The sequence below is a fragment of the Pseudomonas mosselii genome (assembly GCF_003205295.1).
Lineage (GTDB): Bacteria > Pseudomonadota > Gammaproteobacteria > Pseudomonadales > Pseudomonadaceae > Aquipseudomonas > Aquipseudomonas mosselii_B.
In genome coordinates this window covers 1-16995 of the sequence record NZ_QJRP01000020.1, presented here as the reverse complement: position 1 = coordinate 16995, position 16995 = coordinate 1, and the positions used below count along the sequence as shown (strand labels likewise).

16 protein-coding genes are annotated in these 16995 nt (G+C 66.2%); 4 read left to right on the top strand and 12 right to left on the bottom strand.

All coding sequences use genetic code 11. The features are described from left to right. Positions 1-22: 22 nt before the first annotated feature. Positions 23-847, top strand: a complete 825-nt coding sequence (locus DMX06_RS18195; RefSeq protein ID WP_258378881.1) for a helix-turn-helix domain-containing protein — start codon at positions 23-25, stop codon at positions 845-847. Positions 848-892: 45 nt separating this feature from the next. On the opposite strand, the gene DMX06_RS18190 is transcribed toward DMX06_RS18195, so the two are convergent. From DMX06_RS18190 to DMX06_RS18180, 3 genes are all read right to left on the bottom strand, one after another. Next, a complete protein-coding gene (locus DMX06_RS18190) occupies positions 893-2245 on the bottom strand; it encodes a spinster family MFS transporter (RefSeq protein WP_110738728.1) in 1353 nt (450 codons plus the stop codon). Between the two features lie 416 nt (positions 2246-2661). Next, a complete protein-coding gene (gene cynS / locus DMX06_RS18185; RefSeq protein WP_110738727.1) occupies positions 2662-3132 on the bottom strand; it encodes a cyanase in 471 nt (156 codons plus the stop codon). A gap of 30 nt (positions 3133-3162) precedes the next feature. Beyond that, entirely contained in the window at positions 3163-3822 is a 660-nt protein-coding gene (locus DMX06_RS18180; RefSeq protein WP_110738726.1) for a carbonic anhydrase, read from the bottom strand. Between the two features lie 110 nt (positions 3823-3932). Between DMX06_RS18180 and cynR the strand changes: the two genes are divergently transcribed. After that, a complete protein-coding gene (gene cynR / locus DMX06_RS18175; RefSeq protein ID WP_110738725.1) occupies positions 3933-4823 on the top strand; it encodes a transcriptional regulator CynR in 891 nt (296 codons plus the stop codon). Positions 4824-4826: 3 nt separating this feature from the next. Here cynR and DMX06_RS18170 read toward each other — a convergent pair whose 3' ends face one another. Further along, entirely contained in the window at positions 4827-5165 is a 339-nt protein-coding gene (locus DMX06_RS18170) for a hypothetical protein (protein ID WP_110738724.1), read from the bottom strand. 92 nt (positions 5166-5257) lie between these two features. Continuing rightward, a complete protein-coding gene (locus tag DMX06_RS18165) occupies positions 5258-5692 on the bottom strand; it encodes a GFA family protein (protein WP_110738723.1) in 435 nt (144 codons plus the stop codon). A gap of 107 nt (positions 5693-5799) precedes the next feature. On the opposite strand from DMX06_RS18165, the gene DMX06_RS18160 reads away from it, so the two are divergent. After that, the gene (locus tag DMX06_RS18160) at positions 5800-6696 is read left to right on the top strand and encodes a LysR family transcriptional regulator (RefSeq protein ID WP_110738722.1); all 897 of its coding nucleotides are present in this window, start codon (positions 5800-5802) and stop codon (positions 6694-6696) included. Between the two features lie 27 nt (positions 6697-6723). On the opposite strand, the gene DMX06_RS18155 is transcribed toward DMX06_RS18160, so the two are convergent. Continuing rightward, positions 6724-7638 carry a LysR family transcriptional regulator gene (locus DMX06_RS18155; protein WP_110738782.1) on the bottom strand — a complete coding sequence of 305 codons (915 nt, stop codon included), beginning with the start codon at positions 7636-7638 and terminating at the stop codon, positions 6724-6726. Positions 7639-7756: 118 nt separating this feature from the next. On the opposite strand from DMX06_RS18155, the gene lysA reads away from it, so the two are divergent. Continuing rightward, entirely contained in the window at positions 7757-8992 is a 1236-nt protein-coding gene (lysA, locus tag DMX06_RS18150; protein ID WP_110738781.1) for a diaminopimelate decarboxylase, read from the top strand. A gap of 9 nt (positions 8993-9001) precedes the next feature. Here lysA and DMX06_RS18145 read toward each other — a convergent pair whose 3' ends face one another. From DMX06_RS18145 to kdpF, 6 genes are all read right to left on the bottom strand, one after another. Next, positions 9002-9697 (bottom strand): response regulator, encoded by a 696-nt coding sequence (locus DMX06_RS18145; RefSeq protein WP_110738721.1) that lies wholly within the window; start codon positions 9695-9697, stop codon positions 9002-9004. Beyond that, positions 9694-12348 (bottom strand): sensor histidine kinase, encoded by a 2655-nt coding sequence (locus DMX06_RS18140; RefSeq protein WP_110738720.1) that lies wholly within the window; start codon positions 12346-12348, stop codon positions 9694-9696. The genes DMX06_RS18145 and DMX06_RS18140 overlap by 4 nt, the downstream gene beginning before the upstream one ends. A gap of 148 nt (positions 12349-12496) precedes the next feature. Continuing rightward, on the bottom strand, positions 12497-13060 hold the full coding sequence (gene kdpC, locus DMX06_RS18135; protein ID WP_110738719.1) for a potassium-transporting ATPase subunit KdpC: 564 nt from the start codon (positions 13058-13060) through the stop codon (positions 12497-12499). 10 nt (positions 13061-13070) lie between these two features. After that, entirely contained in the window at positions 13071-15125 is a 2055-nt protein-coding gene (kdpB, locus tag DMX06_RS18130) for a potassium-transporting ATPase subunit KdpB (protein WP_110738718.1), read from the bottom strand. A gap of 10 nt (positions 15126-15135) precedes the next feature. Further along, positions 15136-16830, bottom strand: a complete 1695-nt coding sequence (kdpA, locus tag DMX06_RS18125) for a potassium-transporting ATPase subunit KdpA (RefSeq protein ID WP_110738717.1) — start codon at positions 16828-16830, stop codon at positions 15136-15138. A 9-nt stretch (positions 16831-16839) separates the two neighbouring features. Next, the gene (kdpF, locus tag DMX06_RS18120; protein ID WP_011534724.1) at positions 16840-16929 is read right to left on the bottom strand and encodes a K(+)-transporting ATPase subunit F; all 90 of its coding nucleotides are present in this window, start codon (positions 16927-16929) and stop codon (positions 16840-16842) included. Positions 16930-16995 lie beyond the last annotated feature (66 nt).

Sequence of the window (16995 nt, the reverse complement as noted above, 5' to 3'; positions counted from 1 at the left end):
CAAGGACAGCCAGAGTCGACGCATGAGCCCCACTCCCTTTCACCCGACGCAAACACCTGCCATCACCGATGCCGGAGAGCACCTGCGGCGCCTACGCCGCCAGGCCGGCCTCAGCCAGCTCGACCTGGCGCTGTTGGCAGGCCTGTCGCAACGCCACCTGAGCTGTGTGGAAACCGGCCGCGCCAAAGCCAGCCCAAGCACACTGCATGCCCTGCTCAGCACGCTGGATGTACCACTTGAGCACTGCAATGAAGTATTCCTCGCGGCAGGTTACGCACCGCGCTACATGGCCTCTGCACCGGAGGCCCCGGCCATGAAGATGGTACATGACGCAGTGGAGCACATCCTGCAGGCCAACAACCCCGCACCGGCCATCGTCATCGCCAGCAACTGGGACATCACTGCAGCCAATGCCAGTGCCGGGCTGTTGTTCACAATGGTCGGTGTCCCAACGAACAGCACCCCGGGCCTTAACCTGCTGGACACACTGCTGCGCCCGGGCGGACTGGGAGATCATCTGATCAATGCCGATGAGATACGGGCGATCGCCTGGCAGCGGGCGGCCAGGGAGGCGGTGGGCAATCCTGACCTGGCGCGGCGGCTGCAAGGCTTGCCCGCCCCGCCCGCGTTGACAGCGGGCACGCCGCAATCACCTGTGGTGATGACGCGGGTGCGAACTGTCGAAGGTGAACTGAGGTTCCTGTCCACCTTCACCACCTTCGGCATGCCACAGGACATCACGGTGGCGTCGCTACGCATCGAACACCTGGTGCCGGCCGACGGCACCACGTGGCGAACAATGACGGCGGCCTATGATCAATGGCTGGCTCGGCAGCGGCAACGATGAATCCGATGATGATCGGGCCGCGACATCTGGCCGAACTACTGGGGTTCAGGCCTGTGCGGCCTGCCCCGCCACCTCTGCGCCATCCAGCACCATGCCCTCGCGCATCCGTTGCGCATCCCGGCTGAAACACCGCGAGGCCGCCAGCAGGAACACCATGGTCAGCAACAGGGCCACAGGGATCAGGTACATCGCGTCATGCAGCCCCTGGGCCTTGAACGCCTCGCTCATCGCCACCTCGCCCGCCGCCGCCATGGCCGCCCCAGCAAAGTGGTCCGACAGCCCGCCGACCACCACCGGCCCCAGGCCACCACCCAGCAGGTACAACCCGGCGAAGAACAGCGCCATGGCCGTGGCCCGCAAGCGCGGCTGCACCACGTCCTGGATGGCGGTGTACACGCAGGTGTAGAAGTTGTACGAGAACAGCCAGCCGATCCCGAACACCGCCACAAACACGCCCAACTCGATACGCCCGGCATGCAGCGCCCAAGCGGTGCAAATGGTAGCGACCAGCATGCTCAGCGCGGCGAACACCAGGCGGCCATTGGCAAAGCGCTGGTGCACCTTGTCGGCCACCCAGCCGCCAAGGGTCAGGCCCACCAGGCCGCTCAGGCCGACGATCATCCCGGTGGCCACCGCGGCGTCGTGCAGCGCCAGCGCGAAGTAGCGCTGCAGCATCGGCACCATGAACGAGTTGCAGGCATACGAAGCGAAGTTGAAGGTCAGCCCCGCCAGCACCAGCCAGGCGAAGGTGGGCACGCTCAACACCCGGCGCAGTGGGCGGTCCAACGGGGCCTGGGCGGTGGCCACCGTCTCCGCGGCGCCGCGCGCGGGCTCGCGGATCATGAAGATGAACAGCGCCAGTAGCACGCCAGGCACGGCGGCGATGAAGAACGGCGCGCGCCAGCTGTCGAAGGCCTGGACCATCGCACCGATGGTGAAGAATGCCAGCAACAGGCCCAGCGGCAGGCCGAGCATGAAGATGCCCATCGCCCGCGCCCGCCGCCCGGCGGGGAACAGGTCGCCGATCAGCGAGTTGGCGGCCGGCGCGTAGCTGGCCTCGCCGATACCTACGCCCATGCGCACCAACAGGAAGCTCCAGAAACTGCCGACCATGCCGTTGACCGCCGTCAGCCCGCTCCACGCCAGCAGGCCCCAGCCCATCAGCCGGCTGCGCGAGCCGGTGTCGGCGATACGCGCCAGCGGCAGGCCGGCGATGGCATAGACCAGGGTGAAGGCGGTGCCGATGATGCCGATCTGGAAATCGCTCAGGTGCCACTCCAGACGGATCGGCTCGATGACGATGGCGGGGATGGTGCGGTCGAAGAAGTTGAACAGGTTGGCCAGGAACAGCAGGAACAGGATGCGCCAGGCGTTGGACGCTTGGGTGGCGGTGGGCATAGTCGGGTCCCTCGTTATCGTTGTTCGGGGTGCCAGCACGCCCTGCGCAAACTAGAGGGAGAGAACGAGGCGCGTCTGCCAACATTGATCGCATTGATAGCGGGCGATAGGCAATCCTTTAACCGCGACCCTTTCCCCAGCAGGAGATCGCCCAACCCTTTGGGCTGCTCTGTCGCACAGGAAACTGTTCCCCCGTGGGAGCGGCCTTGCGTCGCGAAAGGGCTGCGCAGCAGCCCCCAGCAATTTCGGTGGTGGCTCGAAATCTGGGGCCGCTGCGCGTCCCTTTAGCGACGCAAGGCCGCTCCCACAGGGTCTAGCCAAATCTATAAGTTCCGGTTTGTCCCGCGAAGAGGCCTGCCCAGACAACATCATTGCCTGGGTGGGCCTCATCGCGGGACAAGCCCGCTCCATCGTGATCAGAACGGTTTGGTCGGCAGATACTTGCCATCCAGGGTGATCACGGCGCGGGAACCGCCTTCTGGATCATCGACCTTCTTCACATCCAGCTTGAAGTTGATGGCGCTGATGATGCCGTCGCCGAACTTCTCGTGGACCAGCGCCTTGAGCGTGGTGCCGTATACCTGGAGCATCTCATAGAACCGGTAGATGGTCGGATCGGTCGGCACGCCGCCCGCGATGCTGCCGCGCAAAGGAATGGTCTGCAGCAGGGCGATGCCGTCGGCGTCCAGGCCAAGCTTGTCACCCACCACCTGGGCGGCGCTGGCCGGCAGCGGGTGCTGGCCCAGCAACGCGGCGGTGACGAAGGCTTCGGACAGGCCGGTGCCGTCGGTGATCTGGGCGAACGACAGGTCCTTGCGGGCCTTGGCCAGGAGGATGACCTCGCTCAGGGCAAGACGGGCGTTCTGGCTGATTTGCGACTGGATCATGGGAATGTCTCCTTGGGTTGAAAAACGGGTTCAGGCAACGTGCCGGGAAGGCTGGGAAACAGCGCGGACTTCTGGGTTGTCCGCCAGGGATACGAACTGGCCGGAGCGTCCGTCGAAGGCGTCGATGCGGCCGCTCTCGATGTCGTAGATCCAGCCGTGCAGGGCCACGCGGCCCTCTTCCAGGGCCAGGCGCACCGAGGGGTGGGTCTGGATGTTGGCCAGCTGGGCGATCACGTTCTCGCGCACCATCGCCTCGACCTTGGCATGGGGGTTTTGATGCTGGCGGGCTTCGTTCACCACCCGGGCCGAATCGGCGTAGCGCAACCAGCCGGCCACGGCGGGCATATGGTCCAGGCACTTGCAGGTGGCGATCGCGGTCATGGCACCGCAGTCAGAGTGGCCGCAGATGACGATATCGGCCACTTGCAAGGCGGCGACTGCATATTCAACCGAGGCCGACACGCCACCGGGTTCAGGGCCGTAGGACGGCACGATGTTGCCGGCGTTGCGGATGACGAACAGGTCGCCCGGCTCGCGCTGGGTGACCAGTTCGGGCACCAGGCGGCTGTCGGAGCAGGAGATGAACAGCGCCCGTGGGCTTTGCTGGGTGGCCAGGTCCTTGAACAGCTTGACCCGCTCGGGGAAGGCGTCGCGCTGGAACTTCAGGAAGCCGTCGATGATGTCTTGCATGGCTGATGCCTCAGTGTCGCGGTGTGTGAGGCAAAGGTTAGGCTTCGCGTTACATAAGGTAAAAGTCTCATTTATGATGCATGGCATCAGATTATCTTATGGAGAGAAGCATGCTCGCCCGGCATATCCAGTACTTTCTCGCGGTCGCGCAACACCACAGCTTCACTCGGGCGGCGGCAGCCCTGCACGTCTCCCAGCCCGCGCTTTCGCAGCAGGTCAGGCAACTGGAGGAAAGCCTGGGGACGCAGTTGTTCGATCGCTCGGGGCGCACGACGCGACTGACCGATGCAGGCGAGGTCTACCTGCGCTATGCGAAACGGGCGTCGCAGGAACTGCAGGAGGCCAGGCGCGCGATCCATGATGTGAGCGACCTCAGCCGCGGCTCATTGCGGGTGGCGGTGACGCCGACCTTTACCAGCTATCTGGTCGGCCCCTTGGTCGAGGCCTTCCACAGCCGGTACCCGAATATCACCCTGAACTTGCGCGAAATCGCCCAGGAGCACATGGAGGAACTGCTGCTGGCGGACGAACTGGATGTCGGTATCGCCTTCGATGAGCCCCACGCCCAGGACATCGACACCTACCCATTGCTGGTCGAGACACTGGCGCTGGTGGTCGGCAGCCAGCACCCATTGGCCCATGCAAGTGCCATCGGGCTACGGGCGCTGAACGACGAGTCGATGATCCTGCTCAGCGCCGAATTCGCCACTCGGGAGCAGATCGAGCGCTATTGCCGGCAGCACGGCATACGCCCGCAGGTGCGGATGGAGGCCAATGCTATCGGCGCGGTCATCGAAGTGGTGCGCAGGACGACGCTGTCGACGCTGCTCCCCGCCAACATCGTCCTGGCGCATGACGACCTGACCGCCATCGCCCTCGACCCCTTGCGCCTGCAACGCACGGCCGTGCTCATGCAGCGCAGGGGTGTCTACCAGACCGCGGCGGCGCAGGCCTTCCTGGCGCTGGCCAAGGAGGTGGCCGCACAGCTGGAGCGCAGCTGAGGCTCAGCTCAATTGCGCAATCAGCACCGCGTTGGTGTAGATCAGGCTGCCGTCGCTGGCCCGATGCCCGACCAGGTGGAACTGGCCGCGCTCGTCGTCGCTCAGGTAGACGCGCAGGCGGCAGTCAGACAGCGGGCCGTAGCCTTCGGGCAAGACCAGGTTCAGCGTGTCCATGTCGACATCTACCATCGCTTCGCGCTCGTGGCTCTGCTGCAGGCGCTCTTCGGCTTGCTCCAGCGCCGTATGGGCGGCGCCCTGGATGTCGAAGTGAATGTCGCCCACCGGAGTGGATCTGCGATCACCGTCACCTTTGCACCAGCCTTCGATCGTCAGGGTACTCATGATCAATCCTCATGCTGTGGACCGTTTTCGTTCACTGCTGGAAGGTTGACCCTGGCGGGCATCGTATTGTTCAGGTTTTCTCGAAAACCTGCTCAGCCAAGCACCACACGGGCGAACGCCTCCGGCGTCGGGCTCTCCTGCCACTGCGCAACCTGCGCCGGCAAGCTTATCCAGGGGTGCTTGCGCCGTACCCAGATATGCGCCACCGGCGCCAGCTGCGCGGCCCCCTCCAGCACACCGGCACGTACCACGCGCATACCAGGAGCGGCAGTCGTCTCGTTGAACAACCGGGTGAAGCACTGCGCGCAGGCATACTGAATAGAACGCTGGCCGTCCTGCTCGTGTTCGTGGGTCGCCGCTTCCCCAGTTACATTTACCGAGGGTGCGGCGCACAGCATGTGCAAGGCGAACGCACTGCCGCTCCAACGCTGGCAGTTCAGGCAATGGCAGGCGTACACAGGAGCAAGCGCTGGCGCTTCGATGTCGAGCCTGAGCTGCCCGCAGCGGCAGTGACCGGTGAATCGCATGGTGTTACTCCTTACAATGATGTGCGACGAAAAATGACGGGCAAATGATCCCTGCTCGGCCCACCGGAGAGAAGATTGCAAATGCAGCAGCTGCTGGTAAGGAATGTATGAACGCGCTGGAATGGGAAAGCCAGCGGGTGTTTCTGGCGGTGCTGCGCTCCGGCAGCCTGAGTGGGGCGGCCAGGTTGCTGGGTATCGCCCAGGCCACGGCCAGGCGGCGGCTGGATGCCTTGGAGCGATCCCTGGGCCTGAGCCTGTTCACCCGTACCCCGAATGGCCTGACCCCGACCCCTTGCGCCCGTCAGTTGACCGAGCATGTGGAGTCGATGGATATCGCCGCGCAGGCCTTCAACCGCATGGCCAGCGCCGCGACGGCGACGGATATGGGCAGCGTGCGGGTGACCTGCGGGGACCTGCTGGGGGTGGAGGTGTTGCCGGGCCTGCTGAGCGAATTCCAGTATCGCCACCCCGGGCTGAAGTTCGAACTGAGCATCAATGACGCCCTGGAGGACATCGCAAGGCAGCAGTCGGATATCGCCGTGCGCCTTGCACGGCCTACCGAAGCCGACATCGTCGCCCGATGCGTCGGCCACCTGCAGGTCGGGATCCATGCCAGCGCCGCCTGCCTCGAGCGTCATGGCCAGCCGAACAGCCTCGAGGCCGTGCATCGTGGACCACTGATCGGCCCTGATCGGCGTATGGCCGATCTGCGTCGGTTGGTCGAGGTCGGGTTGTGTGAAGCCGACCAGACATTCGCCATTGCCACCGATAACCACCTGGCTCAGTTGGCAGCACTGAAGGCAGGCCTGGGGTTTGGTCTGTGTCCGGCCAACATCGCCCGCGCGCATGGGTTGGTTCATGTGCTGCCGGACGTGTTTGGCTTCAACGTCGAGGTGTGGATCGCGATGCATAACGACCTGCGCAGGCATCAGCGGATTGCCAAGTCCTTTGAGGCAATTGGCGAGGCTTTGCATGGCCATCTGGAAAAACACCGGACTGTCTGAATCCTTGCACAAGATCTGCAGGAGTGCTCAGAAGACCGTTGCAAGCGTGGTTTCCATCTCCCGTGCTTGTCTACGCAGCGTTTGGCAAAACGGCTCCAGCACCACAGACGCCGGGCGCAGTTCCGGCCGGATCAACATCACATGGTAAGGCACCGAGAGGCTCAAGCGCCGTATCGACAATCCACCTTGCCCCGCCTCCAGCCCGCTAAGGGGATTGATGATCGCCACGCCCAAACCCTGCCGGACCATAGCGCACACCGAGGCAGCGCTGGTGGTTTCGATCACGGTGCGTCGGTTTACCCCGGCCTCGCGGAAGTGTCGGTCCAACTGTTGCCGGTAGCTGTCCAGGCTGGCCAGGTTGATGAAGTCGATCTCATGGAAGTCGTGCAGTGTGAGCACCGGCTTGGCCAGCAACGGATGTTGCTCGGGCAATAGGCAGACCATGTCGGCGCTAAACAGCAGCTCCCCGACCGCCCCCCTGGGCACCTGCCCGGTTTCGGTCAGGCCGAGGTCGTGCTGCTGGGCCACCAATGACTCCTCCAGCAACGGCGACTCCTGCGCGGTGATGCTTACGCTCACGCCCGGGTGTTGCTGGTGGAACACCTTGCAGGCCTTGGGCAGCAGTGTCTGCGAGAACAGTGGCAGGCAGATGATGGCCAGCCGGCCCTGTTCGAAGTTGCGGATGGCCTGGGCGAAGCGGTCGATGCGCTCCAGGCCGACGAAGGCGCGCTCGACCTCCTCGATCAGCAGCAAGGCCTGGGCCGTGGGCGCCAGGCGTCCGCCTTCGCGCTCGAACAGGTTCAGACCGGTGACCTGCTCCATGCGCGCCAGCTCGCGACTGACGGTGGGCTGCGAGGTGAACAGCAGGCGCGCGGCGCCCGTGACGCTGCCGGCAGCCATGATGGCGCGGAACACTTCGATGTGGCGGATGGAGAGTTTCATGATGATGCCAGGACCTGTGATAAACGCGCACATATCAAATATGAATCGATTGAATACAAATAGCTATTTTTCTGGATCAGCCCACTCCCTCACCATCGGTGTATCCATTACAAGGAACATCACCATGACCACCACCCTCCTGGCCCAGGCCGTTCGCCAGCACGGCTCGCCACTGTGGGCCTACGACGCCCAGACCATCCACCAGCGCATCGACCAGTTGCAGCAGCACTTCGACACGGTCCGCTTCGCCCAGAAGGCCAACCCCAACCTGCATGTCCTGCGCCTGATGCGCGAACGTGGCCTGGTGCTCGATGCCGTGTCGCTGGGGGAAATGGAGCGGGCTTTCACGGCCGGGGCGATGGTAGACGGCGATCCGGCCGGCGTGGTGCTGACCTGCGACGTGCTCGACCAGCCCACCCTGGCTCGAGTGGTCGAGACAAAGATCGAGGTGAATGCCGGTTCCATCGACATGCTCCGCCAGTTGGGCGAGCACTCCCCCGGGCACCGGGTGTGGCTGCGCATCAACCCGGGCTTCGGCCACGGCCATAGCCGCAAGACCAACACCGGTGGCGAGAACAGCAAGCACGGTATCTGGCACGAACAACTGCCTGAAGCATTGGCCTGTGTGAAACAGCACGGCCTGCATCTGGTCGGCGTGCACATGCACATTGGCTCCGGCGTGGACTACGAGCATCTGGAACAGGTGGCCGGCGCGATGGTCGGGCTGGTCGGCAAGCTGGGCGTGGATATCGAGGCCTTCTCCATCGGTGGCGGGCTGTCCACGCCGTACCGCAGCGACGACCAGCCGGTGGACCTGCAACGCTACGCCCGCACCTGGGCGGTGGCGCGGGCGGAGATCGAAGCCATGCTCGGTCACCCTGTGCGCATGGAGATCGAACCGGGCCGCTTCCTGGTGGCGGAGTCGGGTTGCCTGGTGACCGAGGTGCGTGCCGTCAAGCAGATGGGCGACCGCCACTACATTCTGGTCGATGCCGGCTTCAACGACCTGATGCGCCCGGCGATGTATGGCGCCTACCACCGCATGAGCCTGTTCGATGCCGTGGGCCGGCCCGTGAGCCGTCCGCTGCAACCGACCGTGGTGGCCGGGCCGCTGTGCGAGTCGGGGGATGTGTTCACCCAGAACGACGAGGAGCTGACCCCGCAGCAACTGCCAGAGGCCAAGGTAGGTGACCTGCTGGTAATTCACGATGCGGGAGCCTACGGGGCTTCGATGTCGTCGAACTACAACAGCCGCCCCTTGCTGCCTGAGTTTCTGATCGAACAGGGCAACCTGCGCATGATCCGCCGACGCCAGACCGTACAGGAGCTTCTGGCACTGGAGCTGGGTGTATAAAGCCCGCTCCTAAAGGGCCGGCGTCACCAATCGATACCCCACTCCCGCCTCGGTGACGATGTACCGCGGCGCCGTGGGGTCATCCCCCAGTTTCTGCCGCAGATGCCCCACCACGATCCGCAGGTAGTGGGTGTCGTCCACATGGGTCGGCCCCCAGATGTCCTTGAGCAGCTGCTGCTGGGTGATCACCCGCCCCGGGTGCCCGGCCAGTTGCGCCAGCAGCGCATACTCCTTGCGCGTCAGCGCCACTTCCACGCCATCCAGGGTCACCTTGCGAAAGGCGAAGTCCACTACCAATGGCCCGAAGCTCGCGGCAGACGTCGCACTACCGACCTGCGGCGCCTGGCGCAGCAAGGCCCGCACCCGGGCCAGGAACTCCTGGATGCCGAATGGCTTGGTCACGTAGTCGTTGGCCCCGCCGTCCAGCGCATCGACCTTCTGCACTTCGCTGGCGCGCACCGACAGCACCATTACCGGCACCGCACTCCACTCACGCAGTTCGCGCAGCACCTGCTGGCCGTCCATGTCCGGCAGGCCCAGGTCGAGCACCACCAGGTCGGGCTTGTTCAGCGCGGCTTGAGCCAGGCCCTCGCTGCCGGTAGCGGCCTCAAGCACCTTGTAGCCCTGGGACGCCAGGCTGATGCGCAGGAACTTGCGGATCTGCGGCTCGTCGTCGATGACCAGCAGGGTGGCGGCTTGGCTCATGGGGCTTCACTTTCAGTATCGGGTTGGGTCGGCAGCGGCAAGCATAGAGTGATGCAGGTGCCGTGGCCATCGATGCCGTCGTCGACCAGGATGCGCCCGCCATGGGCGCCGATCATGCCCTGGCATATCGCCAGGCCCAGGCCGGTGCCCTGCCCGCCGCGGTCGCCGCGGGCGGCGGTGTAGAACATGTCGAAGATCTTCTCGCGCTCGTCCTGGGGGATGCCGGGGCCTTCATCGGCGACAGCGAAGCACAACTGCTCGTCGCGCACCGAGACCTGCAATTCGAGCCGGCCATTGGCCGGCGAGAAGCGGGCGGCATTCTCCAGCACGTTGATCAGCGCCTGCTCGATCAACGCCGCGTGCACGAACAGCAACGGCAGTTCAGGCGGCACTTCGGTATGCACGCGCAAGGGCGCCAGCACCACGCGCAGGCGATTTAGGGCACTGCCGACGATATCGGCCGGGGCCACCCAGTCGCGGGCCAGCTTGAGGGTGCCGTGGCCCAGGCGGGTCATGTCCAGCAGGTTCTGGATATAGCGATCCAGGCGCTCGGCCTCGTTGCGGGTGCCTTCGAGCAGTTCGCGGCGGTCGTCCGGGGGAATCGCATCGCCCAGGGCCAGCAGGCTGTCGATGCTGCCGCGCATGGACGTCAGCGGGGTGCGCAGGTCGTGGGATACCGAGGCGAGCAAGGCGCTGCGCAGCTGCTCGGTTTCACCGTGCAGGCGCGCAGCCTCCAGTTGCTCGCCCAGACGTGCGCGGGCCAGGGCCTGGGCCAGGGGTTGTGCCAGGGCCTTCAGCAGGCGGCGGCGCTGGGCGCTCAGCGGCTCGCCATCGCGAGGACGGATACCGAGCAGCGCCAGGGGTTGCTCTTCCACGGCCAACGGCCACCACCACCAACGACCGTGAGGCAAGGTATCGCTGCCAAAGCCTGCGGCCTGGCCGTGCTGCCAGGCCCATTCGGCGGCGGCGCGCTCGTTGTCGGTGAAGGCATGGTTGCCGCCGCTGGCGACTTGCAACAAGCCATCGGCACTGCGCTCCAGCAGGCACACCTGCACGTCCTGCCAGCCGTCCATGTGCTGGCCGGCGGCGCTGAACACGGCCTGGCGGTCGGTGGCCACAGTGAGGCGGCGCGACAGGTCGAGCAATTGATTGGTCTGCGCCTGGGTTTCACGCAAGGCCTGCAACTGGCGGCGCTGGCGAGCGGCCAGGTTGCCGGTGAGCGCGGCCATCAGCAGGAAGAACACCAGGGTCAGCACGTCCTCTTCACGCTGGATGGCGAAGGAGAAGTTCGGCGGGATGAACAGGAAATCGTAGGTCAGGAACGACAGCGCCGCGCAGGCCAGCGCCGGGCCCAGGCTGCTACGCACCGCCACCAGCAGCACGGCGGCGAGGAACACCAGGGAAATATTGGGCAGCGCCAGCATGCTCGACACGGCCCAGGCCAGGCCGGTGGCCAGCACGGTGGCGAACAGCGCCAGCAGGTAGTGACGCCACACCCACACACGCTTGACCGCTGCCCGCGTCGTTTGCGGCTGGGCATCGCGGTCGAGGACGTTGACCTCCAGGCCGTGGCTCTCGCGCAGCAGGCGCGCGGCCACGCCGGCACCAAAGAAACGCCGGCGCAACAGGTCGCGGGACTGGCCGACCAGCACCAGGCTGGCCCGGCGTTCGGTGGCGTGCTGGATGAGGGTCCGCGCCACTTCCCCGGCACGCAGCAGCACCACTTCGCCGCCCAGGCGCTCGGCCAGTTGCTGGGCCGCCTGCAGGCGATGGCGGGCGGTTTCGTCGCGCAGGCGGCCGTTGTCCACATGCACCACGCTCCACGGCAGATGCCGGCGCTGGGCCACGCGGCAGGCGTGGCGCACCAGTCGTTCGGCCTGGTCGTCGCCATCGATGCCCACCAGCAGGCGCCCACGCAAGGCCGGGGCTTCCTGGCCGCGCTGGCGGTAGCCGCTAGCCAGGTCCGCGTCTACCTGGGCGGCGGCGGTCTGCATGGCCAGCTCGCGCAGGGCGGTGAGGTTGGTCTGGGAGAAATAGGCCTCGATGGCTGCCCGTGCCTGCTCGGGCACGTAGACCTTGCCCTCGCGCAGGCGCTCGAGCAGTTCACGGGGCGGCAGGTCGATCAGCACCAACTCAAAGGCTTCCTGCAGCACCCAGTCGGGCAAGGTCTCGCGCACCTGCACGCCGGTGATGTCGCGGACCTTGTCGTTGAGGCTTTCCAGGTGCTGGACGTTGACCGTGGTGTACACGTCGATGCCGGCGGCAAGCAGTTCCTGCACGTCCTGCCAGCGCTTGGCGTGGCGGCTGCCGGGGGCATTGGTGTGGGCCAGTTCGTCGACCAGCACCAGAGGTGGCGCGGCCTTGAGCAGGCCGTCGAGGTCCATTTCCTCAAGCATCACGCCACGGTATTCGCTGCGCAGCAGCGGTTGCTGGGCCAGGCCGCCGAGCAGCGCCTCGGTCTCGGCGCGGCCGTGGGTCTCGACCACCCCGGCCACCACGCGCACACCCTGGCGTAGCTGGGCATGGGCGGCTTGCAGCATGGAAAAGGTCTTGCCGACCCCGGGCGCGGCGCCAAGAAATACCTTGAGCCTGCCCCGGCCTTCCCGGGGCAGGCCCGCCAACAGCGCGTCGGCGCGGGCGGAGTCACTCATGTTTGATCCTTTGGTTGTTCACGGTCACTGTGGGAGCGGCCTTGTGTCGCGAAAGGGCTGCGCAGCGGCCCCAGGGTTTGAGTGTCTACACAAAGATCCTGGGGCCGCCTTGCGGCCCTTTCGCGACACAAGGCCGCTCCTGCAGGGGTCAGTGCACGGCCACAGGCGCCAGACGCTCAAGCGCCTGGTTCAGCGCCAGCACATTCACCACCGGTGGCCCGACCAGTGGTCGCAGGGTGGCCTCATTCACCAGCGCTTGCAAGCGCTCCTCCGAGACCTGCCGCGCCGCCGCCACACGCGGCAGCTGGTAAGCAATCGCCTCGGGCGGCAGGTGCGGGTCCAGCCCGCTGCCCGAGGTGGTCAGCAGCGACTGGGGTACCGGCCCCTGCTGTGCCTGATATTGCGCGGCGGCATCGGCCCTGACCCGCTCGGCCAATACCGGATTGCTCGGCGCCAGGTTGCTCGCGCCGCTGGCCACGGTGGCATAGGCCCCCGCCGAAGGCCGCGACTGGAACCAGGCGTCGCCCTTGAACTCCTGGGCAATCAGCGTCGAGCCACGCACCTCGCCGCGGTCATCACGCACCAGGCTGCCATTGGCCTGGTCAGGGAAGGCGACCTGGGCGATGCCGGTCACCGCCAGGGGATACAGCGCGCCGGTGACCACAGTCATCAGCAGGACCAGGCTCAGGGCCGGGCGTACATAAGCGGTCATGTCAGTCTCCTCAGACCAGGTGCAGCGCAGTGAGCAGCATGTCGATCAGCTTGATCCCGGCGAACGGCACGATGATGCCGCCCAGGCCGTAGATCAGCAGGTTGCGCCGCAGCAGGTGGGCGGCGCTGGCGGCCTGCACCCGCACCCCGCGCAAAGCCAGGGGGATCAGCACGATGATGATCAGCGCGTTGAACACGATGGCCGAAAGGATCGCGCTCTGCGGGCTGGCCAGGTGCATCAGGTTGAGCACGCCCAGCTGCGGGTAGATGGCGGCGAACAGCGCCGGCAGGATGGCGAAGTACTTGGCCACGTCGTTGGCGATGGAGAAGGTGGTCAGCGCGCCGCGGGTGACCAGCAGCTCCTTGCCCACCTGCACCACGTCCAGCAGCTTGGTCGGATCGCTGTCCAGGTCGACCATGTTGGCGGCCTCGCGGGCGGCCTGGGTGCCGTCGTTCATGGCCATGCCCACGTCGGCCTGGGCCAGGGCCGGGGCGTCGTTGGCGCCATCACCGCACATGGCCACCAGGCGGCCGTCGTTCTGTTCCTGGCGGATGCGCGCCAGCTTCTTCTCGGGAGTGGCTTCGGCGAGCACGTCGTCCACGCCGGCCTCGGCGGCGATGGCGGCGGCCGTCAGCGGGTTGTCGCCGGTGACCATCACAGTGCGGATGCCGAGCTTGCGCAGTTCGGCGAAGCGCTCGCGAATGCCGGGCTTGACCACGTCCTTGAGGTGGATCACGCCGAGCAGGTGCTTGTCGACGCACACCAGCAGCGGGGTACCGCCGCTCTGGGCGATGCGCTCCACTTCACGGGCCAGGGCGGCGGGCAGTTCCAGGCGCTGCAGGCCACAGAAGGCCAGCACTGCGTCGACAGCGCCCTTGCGGTAGCGGCGCTGCTGGAAATCGATGCCCGACAGGCGGGTCTCGGCGCTGAAGGCGATGGCTGCGTACTGCTCGGCCGACGGCTCGGCGAAATCGTGCAGCTGGCGCAGGTACTCGACGATCGACTTGCCCTCGGCGGTGTCGTCGGCCAGGGAGGCGAGCAAGGCGCCCTCCCCCAGCTCTTTGGCAGTCACCCCAGAGGCGGCGTGCAGGGCGCTGCAACGGCGGTTGCCGAAAGTGATGGTGCCGGTCTTGTCGAGCATCAGGGTGTGCACGTCGCCAGCCGCCTCGACGGCGCGGCCGGAACGGGCGATCACGTTCAGGCGCACCAGGCGGTCCATGCCGGCGATGCCGATGGCCGACAGCAGGCCACCGATGGTGGTGGGGATCAAGGTCACCAGCAGCGCGGCGAGGAAGATCAGCGGCAGTTCGCCGCCGGCGAAGCGGGCGAATGGCTGCAGGGTCACCACCACGATCAGGAAGATCAGGGTCAGGCCGATCAGCAGGATGTCCAGGGCGATCTCGTTGGGGGTCTTCTGGCGCTTGGCGCCTTCGACCAGGGCGATCATGCGGTCCAGGGTCGACTCGCCCGGGTTGCTGGTGATGCGGATCAGCAGCCAGTCGGAGACCAGCCGGGTATTGCCGGTGACCGCCGAGCGGTCGCCGCCGGACTCGCGGATCACCGGGGCGGACTCGCCGGTGATCGCCGACTCGTTGACTGCGGCGATGCCTTCGAGCACCTCGCCGTCGCCGGGGATCATCTCACCGGCCACCACGCGCACCACATCGTCCTTGCGCAGCTGGGTGGCGGCGACGGTTTCGAAGCTGCCGTCGCTCTTGCGGCGCTTGGCGGTCAGGCCCTGGCTGCCGGCCTTGAGGCTGTCGGCACGGGCCTTGCCGCGGCCCTCGGCCAGGGCTTCGGCGAAGTTGGCGAACAGCACGGTGAACCACAGCCAGACGGCGATCTGCACCGCCACGCCGGTACTCACGCCGCTGCCGGGCACCAGGCACAGCACGGTGGTGAGCACGGCGGTGAGGGCCACCACCAGCATCACCGGGGCGCGCTTGAGCTGGCGCGGGTCGAGCTTGACGAAAGCCTGTACCAGCGCCGGACGCCACAGGGCGGCGAAGCGGGTCTGGTCCTTGGCGCCTTGGCGCGCCTTCATTTCGGGAATGGGCATGTTCATTGTGTATTCCTCAGAAACCCAGGCTCAGGTGTTCGGCGATCGGCCCCAGGGCCAGGGACGGCAGGAAGGTCAGGCCACCGACCAGCAGGATGGTCACCAGCAGCAGCGTGGTGAACAGCGGGCCATGGGTAGGGAAGCTGTTGATGCCTTGCGGCGCGCTCTTCTTCGCCGCCAGGCTGCCGGCCAGCGCCAGCACCGGCAGGATGTAGCCGAAGCGGCCGATCAGCATGGCCAGGCCGATCATCACGTTGTGGTACACCGTGTTGGCGCCGAAGCCGGCGAAGGCCGAGCCGTTATTGGCGGTGCCGGAGGTGTAGGCGTACAGCAGTTGGCTGAAGCCGTGGGCACCGGGGTTGGTCACCGCGCCGGCCGGCCCTGGCAGGCTGGCGGCGATGGCGCCGAGGATCAGCACGCCCACCGGCATCACCAGCAGGCTCGCCACCAGCAGTTGCACTTCACGGGCCTGCAGCTTCTTGCCCAGGTATTCCGGGGTGCGGCCGATCATCAGGCCGGCCAGGAATACCGCGATCAACACGAACAGCAGCATGCCGTAGAGGCCGGCGCCGACCCCGCCGAAGATCACTTCGCCGAGCATCATGTTGACCATCGCCACCATGCCGGTAATCGGATTGAGGCTGTCGTGCATGGCGTTGACCGAACCGTTGGAGGCGGAGGTGGTGGTCACCGTCCACAGTACCGAACCGGTGGTGCCGAAGCGGCTCTCCTTGCCTTCAAGCGGCGCGCTCTGCTGTACCTGGGCGCTTTCCAGGGCCGGATTGGGCTGATGCTCCGACCACAACGCGGTGCTGCCGCCGATCAGGAACAGCGCCAGCATGCAGGCGATGATCGCGCGGCTCTGGCGCAGGTCCTTGACGTAGTGGCCGAAGGTGAACACCAGGGCCACCGGGATCAGGATGATCGAGGCCACCTCGAACAGGTTGCTCCAGGCCGTGGGGTTCTCGAACGGGTGCGCCGAGTTGACGCCGAAGAAGCCACCGCCGTTGGTACCCAACTGCTTGATCGCAATCTGGCTGGCGGCCGGGCCCAACGGGATGGTCTGGTCGGTGCCTTGCAGGGTCACGGCGTGGACGTAGTCGGCGAAGGTCTGCGGCACGCCCTGCCAGACCAGCAGCAGCGCCAGCACCAGGCACAGCGGCAGCAGGCCGTAGAGGGTGGCGCGGGTAAGGTCGACCCAGAAGTTGCCCAGGGTGCTGGCCGAGCGACGGGCGATACCCCGGCACAGGGCGACCAGCACGGCAAGGCCGGTGGCGGCGCTGACGAAGTTCTGCACGGTCAGGCCGATCATCTGGCTCAGGTAGCTGACCGAGGCTTCACCGCTGTAGGCCTGCCAGTTGGTGTTGGTCATGAAGCTGACCGCGGTGTTGAACGCCAGCGACCATTCCTGGCCCGGCAGGTGCTGCGGGTTGAGCGGCAGGCTGCCCTGCAGTTGCAGGACGCCGAACACCATCAAGAAACCGACCAGGTTGAAGGCCAGCAGGGCCAGGGTGTACTGCTTCCAGCTCTGCTCCTGGTCGGCGCGCACGCCGGCCACGCGGTAGCAGCCCCGCTCCACCGGGCCGAGGAGCGGCGTCAGCCAGGTGCGCTGGCCTTCCATCACCTTGTAGTAGAAACGCCCGAGCCAGGGCGCCGGCAGCAGCACGATGGCGAAGAACGCCAGCAGCAGCAGGTAATCGTAACTGTGCATGGTCGCCCCTTAGCCGCGGTCGGCGCGCAACAGCGCCACCAGCAGGTAAACCGCCAACGCCACCGCCAAGAGCAGTGACAGCCCGTCAAGCATGTACATGAGTGAATCTCCCCTGGTTGCGGCGTGAGGGCCGCTTTGGGGAAATTGTCCGAGGGAGGGGCGTAA